At 58.4% G+C, this 15,338-nt stretch carries 9 protein-coding genes and 1 pseudogene; 8 read left to right on the top strand and 2 right to left on the bottom strand.

All coding sequences use genetic code 11. The features are described 5' to 3' along the window. Nucleotides 1–11 precede the first annotated feature (11 nt). On the bottom strand, nt 12–1,262 hold the full coding sequence (locus MLE43_RS04165) for a hypothetical protein (RefSeq protein ID WP_243302209.1): 1,251 nt from the start codon (nt 1,260–1,262) through the stop codon (nt 12–14). A 106-nt stretch (nt 1,263–1,368) separates the two neighbouring features. On the opposite strand from MLE43_RS04165, the gene MLE43_RS15065 reads away from it, so the two are divergent. From MLE43_RS15065 to MLE43_RS15060, 7 genes are all read left to right on the top strand, one after another. Then, nucleotides 1,369–2,088, top strand: coding sequence for a helix-turn-helix domain-containing protein (locus tag MLE43_RS15065; protein ID WP_420843158.1), 720 nt, complete (start codon nt 1,369–1,371; stop codon nt 2,086–2,088). Nucleotides 2,089–2,682: 594 nt separating this feature from the next. After that, complete coding sequence (locus MLE43_RS04160; RefSeq protein WP_243302208.1) at nt 2,683–4,818, top strand: type I restriction-modification system subunit M; 2,136 nt, start codon at nt 2,683–2,685, stop codon at nt 4,816–4,818. Beyond that, nucleotides 4,815–6,671, top strand: a complete 1,857-nt coding sequence (locus MLE43_RS04155) for a DUF262 domain-containing protein (RefSeq protein WP_243302207.1) — start codon at nt 4,815–4,817, stop codon at nt 6,669–6,671. Before MLE43_RS04160 ends, MLE43_RS04155 begins: the two co-directional genes overlap by 4 nt. Continuing rightward, a complete protein-coding gene (locus MLE43_RS04150; RefSeq protein WP_243302206.1) occupies nt 6,668–8,071 on the top strand; it encodes a restriction endonuclease subunit S in 1,404 nt (467 codons plus the stop codon). Before MLE43_RS04155 ends, MLE43_RS04150 begins: the two co-directional genes overlap by 4 nt. Beyond that, on the top strand, nt 8,068–9,558 hold the full coding sequence (locus MLE43_RS04145; protein ID WP_243302205.1) for an ATP-binding protein: 1,491 nt from the start codon (nt 8,068–8,070) through the stop codon (nt 9,556–9,558). Before MLE43_RS04150 ends, MLE43_RS04145 begins: the two co-directional genes overlap by 4 nt. A 133-nt stretch (nt 9,559–9,691) precedes the next feature. Further along, on the top strand, nt 9,692–12,754 hold the full coding sequence (locus tag MLE43_RS04140; protein ID WP_243302204.1) for a type I restriction endonuclease subunit R: 3,063 nt from the start codon (nt 9,692–9,694) through the stop codon (nt 12,752–12,754). 10 nt (nt 12,755–12,764) lie between these two features. Further along, a complete protein-coding gene (locus MLE43_RS15060; protein ID WP_420843157.1) occupies nt 12,765–13,538 on the top strand; it encodes an HNH endonuclease in 774 nt (257 codons plus the stop codon). Nucleotides 13,539–13,767: 229 nt separating this feature from the next. Here MLE43_RS15060 and MLE43_RS04135 read toward each other — a convergent pair whose 3' ends face one another. Next, complete coding sequence (locus MLE43_RS04135; protein ID WP_243302203.1) at nt 13,768–14,073, bottom strand: hypothetical protein; 306 nt, start codon at nt 14,071–14,073, stop codon at nt 13,768–13,770. 764 nt (nt 14,074–14,837) lie between these two features. Between MLE43_RS04135 and MLE43_RS15055 the strand changes: the two are divergent. Further along, nucleotides 14,838–15,287, top strand: a pseudogene (locus tag MLE43_RS15055) (relaxase/mobilization nuclease domain-containing protein); the annotation flags it as partial. Between the last annotated feature and the right edge of the window lie 51 nt (nt 15,288–15,338).

Genomic DNA, 15,338 nt, shown 5'->3' with positions numbered 1-15,338 from the left:
TTGGAGGGCCCTCAATCCCCTAGGTGGGAGGGGGGGCAAGAGAGCCCGGACCCTGACCCGATTCGCGGGGAGACAGGAGGAATCCACGCATGGGAGACCCAGTTCTGGACGCCCTCCGGCACGGGGTGACCAGCCGCGATCAGGATGAGGGCGGCATTAGAGATCTGGCTCCAAAGCTCCCCCAGGCACGTGGGAAGTTCAAAATCCTGGAGCCGCACACCCAATTCAAGAGAGTGCATGACCCCCAACCAGAACCGGACGCCCGGAAGATCCTCCGGGAATTCACTCAAGATGGAAGTCATCTCCAGCGGGACCATAGCGTGAACGCCCAGACCTTCATAGAGGCAGCTTTCACCGTAGGTGCCGCCGAGAAGCCCGAGCGCCGCAAGATGGTCCGGAGAGAATCGGATCTCGTCAGGGTGCTCCTTGGTCGGAGGGAGAAACGTGTTCGGGATCTCGATCGTTTCCAGGGTCTCTCCCAGTTGAAAGGTCATGGCAAAGGGCGGGACAGGGATGTCCTCCAGGCGCTCAGGATGGACAAGAAAGCTGGTCGTGGTGGCGAGATGGAGATCACGCTCTGCCTTGGCCTGGAAGGCTGCCGCTTCCAGGGAGTTGGGGTAAACATTCAACCTTCCGCCTCGTCGAAGAGGAACCTCAATCCGATTCATGCCACTTCCTGCGCAGAGATCTGCCAGCAGGTAGCCGAGGGCGAGAACATCCCGCACATAGTCGTGCGGGCGGATCAGGTGCAGGATCCCGCGAAACCCGTCCGAATTACGGTTCAGCCAGTCTTGGTAGACACACGATCCGGACGTTCTTTTTGGCCTCTTACGCAGCTTCTGCCAAGTCTTGCTGTTCAGTGCCTGGGCTCGATCGCGGAGGTCCTTGATATCAAGCCGGGTATAGGGGAACCCGCGCTTCGCAATGGCTTCCTCGGCCATTCGCGCGAGAAAGGTCATGCTGGCTTCGGGTGCCACGAAGTTCTCGCCGAAGCGGAGCAGACCCTCAGCTTCCAGGCTGGTGTGGATCCAGCCCTCAAGCGCTTCGATGGACTCCCCTGGAGGGAGAAGAACCGCGAAGGCTGCCTCCACAACGAAGTGGAAGATTCGATCCGCCACGCGGTAGGAGACAACCCTGTCTTTGAGGAAGGTGGGGTTCTCCACGAGGCCCACCTTTCCCAGGACGGTGGTCATCTCGCCTTCAGTCCGGCCTACATAGATGACGCCGGGGAGGGTGGGGGATGGGGTTGGGGTGCTGGCCATGCTGGCTCCTATGATGTGAACGTGTGGTTCGAAAGTTCTAAAATCGAACAATGAAATTATGCGAGTTCTAATTTCGAACGCAAGGGTTTTCTGTTAAAAATTTCAAATGCACGACGCCCAGACCCCTGGCGCACGGTTACGCGCCTTCCGGACCGACCGTTCCCTGAGCGGCCAGACGCTGGCCGAGGCCCTCGGGTGCAGCAAGAGCACCATCAGCTACTGGGAATCCGGTAGGACCATCCTTCCTATGACGGCTTGCTTGGCTCTGGAGACTGCCTACGGCGTGTCGGCCCAATGGCTCGCCTCAGGCGAAGGCCCGGTCTGGGTTGTTCCGACCAGCCATGGGAAGTCCCGCAAGACGGATATCGACATCCCATTCCTGAGCCCGGAATGGGCGTTTGATGAGGACGGCCTTCCTGTGAGGCCACATCCGGGAGCACCAGCCATCCGCTTCCCACGAGTGCTTCTGGAGGAGATTTGGCAGGATGGGGTTCCGGCCAAGAATCAGCTAGTCCTCTGGCGGGTTCAGGATGATGCGATGGCTCCCCTCGTTCCGAAGGGATCCTGGGCTCTGATCCAGGTTGGAGAACCGACGCCCGGCACCTTGAAGGACCAGGCCATTTACCTCTTCCGCCCCGGGCCCCGAGAGACACCGAGTCTGCGCCGGGTCGCAAGAGTGCCTTCTCTGGGCGACGGAGAGTTGGCCTACCTGATGGTCGGGGTGGATGCCCCCGGCCAGATACCATTGCGGTTCAGCGAGTCTCAGATCTTTGACGGGCACCGGTTGTTGGGCTTGGTCGCATGGGTGGGGAGGTCCCTGCGCTGAGGCGGCCAGCGGATTTCCTGGCTCCTCTGGGGGAGGAGCACATCGACCGTGTGGAGCGGCCTCCGAGGACAAGAACCGCGCCAGGGACATCTCCTGGCACGGCAAGGGCCTGCTGGCCTTCTTGCCCTCGAATCCGTGGGAGGGCGTGGAGGTCGAGGGGAAAAGCCTGATGGCGGCGCTTCGCGCATCGGCCCCGTCCCACCGCCCCCCGAGTTGCGAGGGGGCGATGGACCGGGACATACCAGCAGTGGGTGAAAAATCGGGGAGAACACCTCCCCGGTTTGAACTGCGAGAGGGTTCAAGGCCGAACACCCAGCAGAGGGGGGGGGCAAGGCCTCGTAATGGCAGAATCATTGGTGAAGGAGGGAGCTAGAGGTTCGCGGCGTCAGCCGGGTGACCGTTGGGAAGCGTTGTTGGCGGGGCGGGTCGAAGCTGAGGCACCAGAAGACGCGGGCAGATCAGCGGGCCGATAGCCTCAGGTTGAGGATCAACTGACAAATCTTGTCCATTGGCGCTGGCTATGCTGGGCTAGGGGCCTGGTTTCGTTGGCACCCTTCGGCTTTACTCTGTCTAACCCCGTGCGAAGATAACCACATGGATCAGGCGCAGCTATCTTGGATCTCGAATTTTATCTGGGGCATCGCGGATGATGTCCTACGGGACGTGTATGTTCGGGGCAAGTACAGGGACGTGATTCTTCCCATGACCGTGATCCGGCGACTGGATGCCCTCCTGGAACCCACTCGTCAGGCCGTCCTGGACATGAAGGAGAACCTGGACAAGGCCAAGATCGTCAACCAGGACGCTGCCCTGCGGACGGCTGCTGGCCAGGACTTCTATAACACCTTCAAATGGGGCCTCAAGGACCTCAAGGCCCGAAGCTCGCAGCAGCAACTCAAGGCCGACTTCGAGGCCTACCTGGATGGGTTTTCAAGCAATGTTCAGGAGATCCTTGAGAAATTCAAGTTCAGGAACCAGATCTCGACCCTGGTGGACGCCAACATCCTCGGCACGATGATCGAGAAGTTCCTCAGCAGCACCGTAAATCTCTCCCCGAATCCGGTCTTGAACAAGGATGGATCGGAGAAGCTGCCCGCCCTCGACAACCACGCCATGGGCACAGTCTTCGAGGAGCTGATACGCAGGTTTAACGAAGAGAACAACGAGGAGGCCGGGGAACACTTCACGCCCCGCGATGTGGTCACCCTCATGGCCGACCTGATCTTCAAGCCCATCGCCGACCAGATTGAATCGGGCACCTACCTGCTCTATGACGGGGCCTGCGGGACGGGAGGCATGCTGACGGTCGCAGAAGAGCGCCTGAAGGCCTTGGCCCTGGACCACCAGAAGGAAGTGGCCGTCCACCTATATGGACAGGAGGTCCAGCCCGAAACCTATGCCATCGCCAAGGCCGACCTGATCATCAAGGGGGAAGGCACCGAGGCAGACCACTTCGCCTATGGCTCCACCCTGTCCCAGGATGGCTTCCTCACCCGCAAGTTCGACTTCATGCTCTCCAACCCACCCTATGGGAAGAGCTGGAAGACGGATATGGAGCGCATGGGAGGGAAGGGGGAGATCAGCGATCCCCGCTTCATCATCCAACACGCGGGCGAATCGGACTACAAGCTCCTGACCCGATCCAGCGATGGCCAGATGCTCTTCCTGGCCAACAAGCTTGCCAAGATGAAGGAGGATTCCAAGCTGGGCAGCCGCATCGCCCAGGTCCACAACGGATCGAGCCTGTTCACGGGCGATGCAGGGCAGGGCGAAAGCAACATCCGGCGCTGGATCCTCGAAAATGACTGGCTCGAAGCCATCGTGGCTCTGCCCTTGAACATGTTCTACAACACCGGGATCGCCACCTACATCTGGGTGCTCACCAACCGGAAGCCTGTGCATCGGAAAGGGAAGGTCCAACTCATCGATGCCACCACCTGGTCAAAGCCCCTTCGCAAGAACCTGGGAAAGAAGAACTGCGAGCTTTCAGGCGAGGATATCCAGCGCATCTGCGATACATTCCTGTCCTTCAAGGAAACAGAGCAATCCAAGCTCTTTCCCAACGAAGCCTTCGGATATTGGAAGGTGACCGTTGAACGGCCACTGCGACTGTCCGTGGACCTGAACGAAGGAAGCCTGCGTCGCTTCCGGCTTACCTGCAAGGAGGCCAAGGAAGAACCCTTTGCCAATCTTCTGGATCAACTCGCAGCCAGGCTAGGTGAAACCTCCTTCAACGACTTCAATGAATTCCGTGCTCTGGTGGAGACCCTGGGCGAGACGGGTGGCGTGAAGTTCACGGCCAAGCGAGAGAAGTTGCTCAGCGGCAGCCTTGCCCGGCGCGATGAGCAGGCCGCCCCCGTGATCAAAAAGATCCACAAGGCCGGAAAGGCTGTGGCCGATCCGCTCTACGGTCGCTACCCGATCAGCCTGAACGGGAAGGCCAGCATCGTTGAATACGAGCCGGACTCGGAGCTTCGCGATACCGAGCAGATTCCCCTCTTGGAGGAGGGCGGCATCGCGGCCTTCACTCAGCGGGAAGTCCTCCCCCATGCCAGTGATGCCTGGGTGGACGCGGATGTGACCAAGATCGGCTACGAGATCAGCTTCAATCGTTACTTTTACAAACCCCAGCCCATGCGGAGCCTGGACGAGATCCGCGCTGACATCCTGGCCCTGGAAAAAGAGACGGAAGGCATGCTGGCCGCGATCATCGGAGGGCCGGTGCAATGAAGCAAATCGACGGCAAAGCCCATTCCATCCGCGAGATCCTCCAGGGCCAGCGCTATTCCGTGGACTATTACCAGCGGGAATACCGGTGGCAGAAGAAGCAGGTCGAGGAGCTGGTGGACGACTTGGCGGCCCAGTTCCTTCAGGACTATGACGTATCCGACGAGCGTGATCGGGTCCAGGAATACGGGCATTACTTCCTGGGCTCCATCATCCTCAGCCAAAAGGATGGCGGGACCTTCATCGTGGATGGCCAGCAGCGGCTCACCACCCTGACCCTCATCCTCGTCCACCTCCACCTTCACCAGGGCAACCGGGAAGACCGGGTCAAGCTCGAAGACCTCATCTATGCCGAGAAATACGGCAAGAAGAAGTTCAACATCTCCGTCCCAGAGCGAGATGCTGTCATGGAAGCCCTGTTCAAGGGCCAGGCCCATGACACGGTGGATGCCTCCGAGAGCGTGGAGAACCTACTTAACCGCTACCAGGATCTGGAAGGGCTCTTCCCCGAGGAAATCGACGATCACGCGCTGCCCTATTTCTGCGACTGGCTGATCGAGAACGTACACCTCGTGGCCATCAGCGCCACCACGGACGAAGATGCCTACACCATCTTCGAGACCATGAACGATCGGGGCCTCTCCCTCACACCCCTGGACATGCTTAAGGGCTACCTGCTCGCCAGCATCACGGATAGCCAGAAACGGGCGCTCGCGGCTCAGACGTGGAAGAAGCAGATGGAAGCCCTTCGCAAGCTGGGTAAGGAAGAAGACTCCGATGCTGTGAAGGCGTGGCTGAGGGCCAGGTACGCCCAGTCTGTGCGCGAGAGAAAGAAGGGGTCTGAAAACCAAGATTTCGAACGCATCGGGACGGAGTTCCACCGCTGGGTCAAGAACCACGAGGAGGCCCTCGGCCTCAAGGAGAGCGACGACTTCTTCCGATTCGTTCACCAGGAAATGCCCTTCTACACCCGCCACTACCTGCACCTGCGGGAGGCTTCCCTGAAACCCGTAGAGGGACTGGAGCCCGTGTATCACGTAGCCTGCTTCCGGTTCACCCTCCAGTACCCGGTGATCCTCGCGGCCCTGAACCCCCAGGACAGTGAAGACACTGCGCGGCGCAAAATCCGCATGGTGGCGACCTTCCTCGACATCCTCCTGGCCCGGCGCGCCGTGAACTACCTCTCCATGAACTTCGCCGCCCTTTCCTACGCCATGTTCCTGGTCATCAAGGAGCTGCGTGGCAAGGACCTGGCCGGGCTCTCCCAGTTCCTTCTGGCGAAGCTGGCCGACCAGAAGCTTGATCTCAACGGCACAGAGGATGGCAGCCGTGCCGGTTTCTCGGATTTCAGACTCAACCACTGGTCCAAGGGCTACATCAAAACCTTGCTGGCCCGCATGACTGTGTTCCTGGAGGAAGAGTCTGACCTCAAGAGCCACTCCCTGTCGGCCTTCTTTGCTGGGGGTAAGGCGCGCTTCGAGATCGAGCACATCTGGTCCAACCACCCCGAGCAGCACCAGGACGAGTTCCCCACAGCGGCGGAGTTCGCGGCGGCCCGCAACCTCATGGGCGGTCTGCTCCTGCTGCACAAGAAGGTGAATGCCAGTTATGGCGACAAGCCCTACACCGAGAAACTGAGCCACTACCACGGCCAGAACCTGCTGGCCCGCTCCCTGCACCCAACCTGCTACCAGAACAATCCCGGATTCCTCCAGTTCGTACAGCGAAGCGGACTGCCCTTCAAGCCCCACGACACGTTCAAGAAGGCGGACCTGGAGGCGCGCCACAAGCTCTACCACCAACTCGCGGAGCGAATCTGGGATCCCGCCCGAATCGCCCAGGAGGTTGGGGCGTGATCCAGGATCTCAAGCCGTATCCGGCCTATCAAGCCTCAGGCCTGCCGTGGCTTGGAGAGATCCCACAGGGATGGACCACCAAACGCGCCAAGTATTTCTTCCGAGAAGTGGACGAACGATCCCAATCGGGACAGGAGGAACTGCTCTCCGTGTCCCATAAGACCGGCGTGACGCCTCGCAGCCAGAAGAACATCACCATGTTCATGGCGGAGTCATACGTGGGCCACAAGCTCTGCCGAGCCGGGGATCTGGTCATCAACACCATGTGGGCTTGGATGGCGGCATTGGGTGTCTCACGCCAGATCGGAATCGTGAGCCCAGCCTATGGTGTATACCGCTTGAAGACCCCTGATTCCTTCGAGTCCAAATATTTGGATCACCTCCTGCGCACCCAGAGTTATGCAGCGGAATACCGATGTCGCTCCACAGGCGTCAACGACTCGCGATTGCGCCTATATCCAGAAAGTTTCTTGGAGATCCCTATCCTTTGTCCCTCCAAGGAAGAACAAGCCGCCATCGTCCGCTTCCTCGACTATGCGGATCGCCAGATCAAGCGTCAAATTCGGGCCAAACGGAAGCTGATCGTGCTACTCAACGAACAAAAGCAGGTGATCACTCACCAAGCACTCACGCGTGGACTAGATTCCAACGTCCGGCTGAAACCATCCGGTACGGAATACTTGGGAGACATACCGGAACATTGGTCACTCAAACGGTTTAAATTCGTAGCAAAAATACCGAGTGGACAAGTTGATCCCAATGATTCCCAGCACATGGTTAAGATTCTGATCGCTCCGAACCATATTCGAAGTGGCTCTGGAGTGATTTCGCACCTGCAAACTGCCATTGAACAGGGAGCAAGCAGCGGGAAATACGAGGTTCGCAAAGGGCAGATTATTTACAGCAAGATTCGTCCTAATCTTGCCAAAGCGGCTATGGCACCATGCGATTGTCTATGTAGTGCTGACATGTATCCAATCTCGCCCGTTGAAACCGAAGTTATTACCCCGTATTTTTTGCAAATTCTGCTTTCAAAGCCATTTACAAAATTTGCAACCGACTGCTCACTTCGTGTGGCAATGCCAAAAATAAATCGAGATGCACTTGGGGAGTGTTGGTTTTGGTTTCCTTGCATTGAAGAGCAAAAACAAATTCTACACTTCATCGATGAGGCCACCAAACCGCTTAATTCTGCATTCGTACTCATTCAATCTGAAATAGATTTGCTTCTTGAACTCCGGGCCCGCCTCATCGCTGATGTCGTGACAGGCAAACAGGATATCCGTGAGGCGGCGGCCCACCTTCCCGTCCTGGCTGATGATGAGGAGGCCGTAGAAGAACTCGAGGAAGACCTGGACGATGTCTCCGAAGTCCCCGATGCCGAAGAGGTGGAGGCATGACCACGATTCGCGCTGTGGATTACCTTACTAGTCTCGTGAACGAACTTCGCAAGCTCCCCAAAGAAACGGAGTGGGTGGAGTTCAAGGTCAACGACGCAGAACCGCAGGAGACCGGAGAATACCTTTCGGCCCTTTCCAACGCGGCGGCCCTCCATGGCAAGGCCTTCGCATACCTCGTATGGGGTGTGGAAGATGGCACCCACGACCTGGTGGGTACGAGCTTTGACCCGGCTACCGCCAAGGTCGGCAACGAGGAGTTGGAGAACTGGCTCCTGCGCTTGCTTTCACCCCGCATCGACTTTCACTTCCACTGCTTCGAAACGGGCGGAAAGCAGGTGGTGCTTCTGGAAATCGGGCAGGCCTTCCGCCATCCCGTGGCCTTCCAGAGCGCGGAATGGATCCGGGTGGGTTCCTACAAGAAGCGGCTTAAGGAATTCCCGGAGAAGGAGAAAATACTCTGGCGCATCTTTGATCACACCCCCTTTGAGCGCCTCATCGCGGCGGAGGGGCTGGCGGCGGATGATGTGCTCAAGCTGCTGGAATACCCAGCCTACTTCGACCTGCTGGGCCTCCCGCTGCCCGACGCCAAGGAAGGCATCCTGAGGGCCCTGGTGGACGACGGGATGATCCTGAAGGCCGACAATGGCACGTGGAGCATCACCAACCTTGGGGCCATCCTGCTGGCCAAGAAGCTGGGCACCTTCAAAGGACTCGAACGGAAGGCCGTGAGGGTGGTCACCTATAAAGGCCGAAGCCGTGTGGAGACACTGCATGAGCAGCCGGGCACCAAGGGCTACGCTGTGGGTTTCGAGGGCCTCATTGCCTACATCATCAGCCAAGTGCCTCCCAACGAGGTGATGGGCAAGGCCCTCCGCAAGGCGGTGCCCATGTATCCCGACCTGGCCGTGCGCGAGCTGGTGGCCAATGCCCTCATCCATCAGGATTTTCTGGTGACTGGTGCAGGCCCCATGGTGGAACTCTTCGAGGACCGCCTTGAGATCACCAATCCAGGCAAGCCCCTGGTGAAGACCGAGCGATTTCTGGACTCCCCGCCGAAATCTCGTAACGAGGCCCTGGCCTCCTTCATGCGCCGGGTAGGCGTATGCGAAGAACGGGGCAGCGGCGTGGACAAGGTCGTCTTTCAGACGGAGTACAACCAGCTTCCCGCCCCTCTCTTCGAGGTTCCCGAGGACAGCACTCGGGCTGTGCTCTTTGCCCACCGAGCGTTGACTCACATGGATAGAGAGGATCGGATTCGGGCCACCTACCTCCACGCCTGTCTTCGCTATGTGGAGCGGGATTTCATGACCAACACCACCCTGCGGGGACGCTTCGGCATTGAGCCCCAGAACAGCGCCATGGCTTCTCGCCTGATCAAGGAAGCCATCCAGGCCGGTGCCATCTGTCCGCACGACCCGGATGCCGCACCCAAAATGAAGAAATACGTGCCTTTCTGGGCCAAACCTCACCCCGAGAGCCCTACTTGATGGGTACTTGACTGGCGGCCCCGGCTAGCCTGGATCTGCCCAAATCTCCGTATCCATTCCTTACTGGATCCATCACTTACAGCCCATGCCTTCCTTGACCGCTACTTGATCGCCTCTCCTGGAGTTTGACCGGATGAGCACCGACACCACAGAGAAAGGCCTGGAAGACATCATCGTAAAGGCGATGACAGGGATGGTGCAGCCGGTCCCTATAGAGCATGCGGCGGGAGCAGTAAGCCCCTATGGGGGAACCGGCTGGATCCTTGGGAGCGCCAAGGACTACAACCGGGACTTTGCCCTGGATCTGGTTCAACTCCGGGCCTTTCTGGAGGACACGCAGCCTGTCCTGGCAAAGGCGCTGGACATTGCCAACGACAGCCCCACCCGCCTGGCCTTCCTGAGTCGCCTCCAGGGTGAGATCACCAAGTACGGCATCATTCATGTGCTGCGCAAGGGAATCAGCCACCAGCAGCACAGCGTCACCTTGTTCTATGCCACCCCGTCGGAGGGCAACATCAAGGCCCAGGCGCTGCACGCCATGAACCGGTTCTCGGTGACCCGGCAGCTTCAGTACAGCAAGGAGAACCCGAACCTGGCGCTGGATCTGGGGTTGTTCATCAATGGGCTGCCCATCGCCACCTTGGAATTGAAAAACAACCTGACCAAGCAGACGGTCGCGGATGCCGTGGAGCAGTACAAGCAGGATCGCGACCCGAAGGATCTGCTGTTCGGCTTCAAGCGCTGCATGGTGCACTTCGCCGTGGACGACCAGGAAGTGCAGATGTGCACGGAGCTGAAGGGGAAGGCCTCCTGGTTCCTGCCCTTCAACAAGGGGTACAACAAGGGGGCAGGGAACCCGGTCAACCCCGCTGGCCTCAAGACGGACTACCTCTGGCTCCAGACGCTGACGCCGGAAGGTGTAACCGAGATCCTAGAGAACTACGCCCAGGTGGTGCTGGAGGAGAACAAAAAGACGGGCAAGAAGAAGGCGAAGCAGATCTTCCCCCGCTACCACCAGTTGGATGTAGTCCGGTCGGTGCTGGCCCATGTCTCCCAGCATGGTGCGGGGCACCGGTACCTGATCCAGCACTCGGCAGGCAGCGGCAAGAGCAACTCCATTGCCTGGCTGGCTCATCAACTGATGGCCCTTCGGAATGCCAAGGGCCCGATCTATGAGTCGATCATCGTCATCACGGATCGGAGGGTGCTCGACAAGCAGATTCGGGACACGGTCAAGGGTTTTGCCCAGGTGGATTCCGTGGTCGGCCACGCGACGGACAGCAGCGCCCTGAAGGGTTTCATCGCCGACGGCAAGAAGATCATCATCTCAACCGTTCAGAAGTTCCCCTTCATCGTGGACGAGATCAGCAGCCAGCACCGGGGCCATGCCTTCGCCATCATCATCGACGAGGCCCACAGCAGCCAGGGCGGCAAGACCGCCGCTGCCATGCATGTGGCCCTCAGCGAAGCTGGCAAGGAGGGGGAAGAGGAATCCACGGAGGACCGGATCAACCGATTCATGGAAGCGAAGAAGATGCTTCCCAATGCGAGCTACTTCGCCTTCACCGCCACACCCAAACCCAAGACCCTGGAATTGTTCGGGGAACCCTTCGTGGATGGTGGCGTGACCCGGTACCGCCCCTTCCACGAATACTCCATGAAACAGGCCATCGAGGAGCGCTTCATTCTGGACGTGCTTCAGTACTACACGCCTGTGAACAGCTTCTACAAACTGAAAAAGGTCATCGAAGACAACCCCCTGTTCGATGAGAAGAAGGCCAAGAAGAAGCTGCGCCACTATGTGGAGGGCAACTTCACGGCCATCGAGCGCAAGGCCCAGGTCATGATCGATCACTTCCTGGACAACGTGGTCAAGCCAAAGCTCATGGGTGGCCAGGCGCGGGCGATGGTCGTGACTGGAGGCATCAAGCGGGCCATCCAGTACTTTCACGCCTTCAACGCCTACCTGCAGGAGATTGGGTGCATCTACAGGCCCATCGTGGCCTTCTCGGGTGAGCACGAGGTGGTAGACGAATCCAGCACCAGCGGTGACCCAACAAAAGCTGAGAAAGTGACCGAGTCCAAGCTCAATGGATTCCCTTCAAGCGATATCGAGGATCGGTTCCAGGAAGAGCCCTATCGGTGGCTCATCTGCGCCGACAAGTTCCAAACCGGCTATGACGAACCGCTGCTGCAAACCATGTACGTGGACAAAACCCTGGAGGGCATCAAGGCTGTCCAGACCCTCTCCCGCCTCAACAGGGCACACCCCCTGAAACAGAATGTGTTCGTTCTGGACTTTCTGAACGAGGTAGAAGGGATCAAGGCAGCCTTCCAGGACTACTACCAGACAACGGTGCTGAGTCAGGCCACCGACCCGAACAAGCTCAATGACCTCAAGGCTGACCTGGATGACGCCCACATCTACACCCAGAAACAAGTCCAGGAACTGTCTGATCTATTCCTGGCGGGGGCTGAGCGTCCCAGGCTCGACCCGATCCTCGACCAGTGCCGCGAGAACTACAAGTCGGAGCTGGACGAGGATGGGCAAGTGAAATTCAAGGGCGATGCCAAGGCATTCGTCCGAACCTATGACTTCCTGTGCACCATCCTGCCCTATACCCAGGAGAGCTGGGAGCGCCTCTCCATCTTCCTGAACTTCCTGATCCCCAAGCTGCCCGCACCCAAGGAAGAGGACCTGGCCAAGGGCATCCTCGATGCCATCAACATGGACAGCTACCGTGCGCAAAAGCAGGTCACCCAGAAGCTCATCCTGGAGAACAAGGATGCTCTGATCGACCCCTCGACTGTGACGGGTGGTGGTGTGTCCCCCGAGCCCGAGTTGAAACCACTCGACGAGATCCTGAAGGAGTGGCACCAGCAGTGGGGCAATATCGATTGGAAGGACAAGGACAAAGTCGAAGCCATCCTGACCAAGGAACTGCCCGCCATGGTGGCTCAGGACAAAGCATTTCAGAACGCTCGGCTGAACAGCGACGAGCAGAATGCACGCATTGAACATGACAAGGCTCTTGCCCGCGCCATGACATCCCTCGTGAACAGCAATCTGGAAATATTCAAGCTGTTCAGCGACAACGATGACTTCAAGAGGTTCGTGACTCAGACCAGCTTCAAGCTCAACTATGACCAGTGGAGTTTTCGGCCCAAAGGTCCCCAACCTGGCTTAGGGGCCTGAGGCAGCCTGCATGTCAGTGGCTGGGCGGCGACTCTGGACACGCGACGAACTGATCGCCGCCTTCCGGCTGTACTGCCTTCTGCCATTTGGGAGATTACACAAGGGCACGGCGGAGATCATCGATCTGGCATCCCTCCTGGGCAGGACCCCTTCCTCGGTCGCTATGAAGCTTGTGAACCTGGCAAGCCTGGATCCGGCCATCAGGGAGAGTGGTCGGAAAGGCCTCGGGAATGCCTCCGATGGGGATCGGGAGGTGTGGCAGGCCTTCCACGCTGATTGGCAAGGCATGGCAGAGGAGAGCACGCGGGTGCTTCAATCCCTTGGCTGGAAAGAGTCCGACTCGGTGGCACCCGGGGAGCCCGAAATGGGCTACGAAGGAGAAACCCGGGAAGCAGTGGTTCTGGCAAGGCTTCGGCAGTCTTTCTTCCGACGCTCAGTCCTATCCAGTTACCGGGGCCGCTGCTGCATGACCGGACTTGGTGACGCCACATTCCTGGTGGCCAGTCACATCATCCCGTGGGCGCAAGACGCTTCCAATCGTTTGAACCCCAGGAATGGTCTATGTCTATCGGCACTTCACGATCGGGCCTACGATCGCGGGCTGCTGACGGTCCTGCCTGACTACACGATCAAGGCATCCCCGAGACTCCGAGCCCTGCGCGGGAACCGCCTGGCGGCAGACTGGCTGCTTGGGCTGGACGGATGCCGGATTCAGATCCCAGAGCGGTTTGTTCCGGAGCCCAGCTTTCTGGCGTTTCACGCGCACGAGATCTTCCAGGGTTGAGGTCATCCTTTGGAATGAAGCAATGACGCCCATGGGTAGGAATCGTGGTCAGGCCGTGAGCATGGGCGGAACAGACAAGAATGAAAAAAGGGTCACAAAGGTGATCGAACTGCTTGGAAGCTCGTATTTTCTGCAATTTACACTGCCGCAGCCACGCAGTGGCGAGGACCCATCCGCCCGGCTGTGACACAGGCGGGCCAGGCGGAATGGGTCGGTTAGCCGATGATAGCTACCCCTTGGTGGGCTTGGCGGGGCTCATCATCAGTTGAGAGGTGGCCTCGGAAGGGGTCTTCGGACGGTCACCCGATTCTACGACCTTTGGATTGCCATCGTTAGATTCGGTGGGCTTCTTGGAGCGTTTCTTTCTCACGTCTGAGTCTGACAAGGCGTATTCCAGTGCCTGACAAAGCACATCGCTGGGTTCTCCATTCACCTGCTGTGCCATAGCCCTGACGGTATCCATCAGGCGAGTGGGAATGGAAAGGCGAACTGTCTCATTCGCCTTCTTCCTGACGGGTGGATGTGGGACGAACATGGATCCTCCTATGGATTGTTCATAGAGAGGATAGATGCATTTTGGTCAAAGCCTGCAACTATGCCCATTTGCTATAAATTAGCCGGTAAATTAAAACTACACCAGTTGGTAAAATTGTTATTGTTGATGTTGTATCAAAGATATGACATCATAGGTATCCAAATTGAACTGACTCACGCTAAGAGGCCGAAATGCGCAAGCGAGGCAGCCATGTTCACACTTCCGCCGCCCCTTCCGGGGCTTGCGTCGGTGACCAGGCCGCTCCTTGCGCACTCGGGGGGGAACTCATGCCATTACCGGTCATCTCCGGGGTGCTTCCGGATCTGGAAACGAATGAAGGGCGAGCCGCCCATTCCAGGCCCGTGGAGGTGTCGAATGTCCTCTGATCCTCATCCCCTGCTGGAACACATCCCGGCGCGGACCAGGAGCCACCGGAAACCGGATGCAAAGCGGAGATCTCGACGAATCTCTGTACCAGTAAGCCCCGAGGAATATGAGGCCATTTGTAACATGGCGGAAGCCCATGGATGTGCCATCACTGAGGTTCTGCGATCCCCCATCGTGGCGATTCCGCCGCCCCTGCAGGAGAGACCGATCATCCTCGCGGTGAGGCGTCACCTTGCGGTGGTGCATTCGTTCCTGGCGGTCATTCGCAAAGAGCGTTCCCTCGATGAAGGTGTGCGCACGAAAGCAGCTTCTGTCGCAGATGCGACGGAATGGCTTAGGAGAAGCCTCGCAGGGGTGGAAGAGAAGGGAGATCCCGAATGATCTCGAAAAAACTGAAGGTCAGATCAATTTTGAATGCGCTCACCTACCTACTTGTCAACCGTAGGGTCGAAATCGTGTCCGCATCCGGCGACATTCTGAGTGTTCTGCCAGACCGAATTAACACACCCGAAGCGGCCAGGATGATCACTGAAGTATTTGAAATGGCTGCTGCTCTTCGCCCTGATGTAGCGTCTCCCTTCCGACACTGGTCGGTCAGTGCACACGAAGTTGAGCGCGTCAGTCCCTACTGGGGTGATATTTCGGACACCCTGTTAGAACGTCATGGCTTGAGCGAGAGTCTCCACACCTTCCTGGTTCTGCGCCATCTGGACCAGCCCCATGACCATATTCATCCGCTCTGGTGTCGGGTAGGCGTGGACGGATCACTGATTCGTGACACCATGCGTGACTGCGGGATCACACAGGTTGTTTGCAGAGAAGTCGAGGCGAAGTACGGACCGATACAGCTACAGAGTAGCGTTCGACCGATGAAGCCA

This window comes from Geothrix oryzisoli (genome assembly GCF_022808865.1).
In the GTDB taxonomy this organism is placed as follows: domain Bacteria; phylum Acidobacteriota; class Holophagae; order Holophagales; family Holophagaceae; genus Geothrix; species Geothrix oryzisoli.
The sequence above is the reverse complement of the archived record's forward strand: the minus strand, read 5'-3'. Positions and strand labels throughout refer to the sequence as shown.

Excerpts from the sequence above, each read along its gene's own strand:
- MLE43_RS04165 (WP_243302209.1), bottom strand. The coding sequence starts at position 1,262 with ATGGCCAGCACCCCAACCCCATCCCCCACCCTCCCCGGCGTCATCTAT.
- MLE43_RS15065 (WP_420843158.1), top strand. The coding sequence starts at position 1,369 with ATGCACGACGCCCAGACCCCTGGCGCACGGTTACGCGCCTTCCGGACC.
- MLE43_RS04160 (WP_243302208.1), top strand. The coding sequence starts at position 2,683 with ATGGATCAGGCGCAGCTATCTTGGATCTCGAATTTTATCTGGGGCATC.
- MLE43_RS04155 (WP_243302207.1), top strand. The coding sequence starts at position 4,815 with ATGAAGCAAATCGACGGCAAAGCCCATTCCATCCGCGAGATCCTCCAG.
- MLE43_RS04145 (WP_243302205.1), top strand. The coding sequence starts at position 8,068 with ATGACCACGATTCGCGCTGTGGATTACCTTACTAGTCTCGTGAACGAA.
- MLE43_RS04140 (WP_243302204.1), top strand. The coding sequence starts at position 9,692 with ATGAGCACCGACACCACAGAGAAAGGCCTGGAAGACATCATCGTAAAG.
- MLE43_RS15060 (WP_420843157.1), top strand. The coding sequence starts at position 12,765 with ATGTCAGTGGCTGGGCGGCGACTCTGGACACGCGACGAACTGATCGCC.
- MLE43_RS04135 (WP_243302203.1), bottom strand. The coding sequence starts at position 14,073 with ATGTTCGTCCCACATCCACCCGTCAGGAAGAAGGCGAATGAGACAGTT.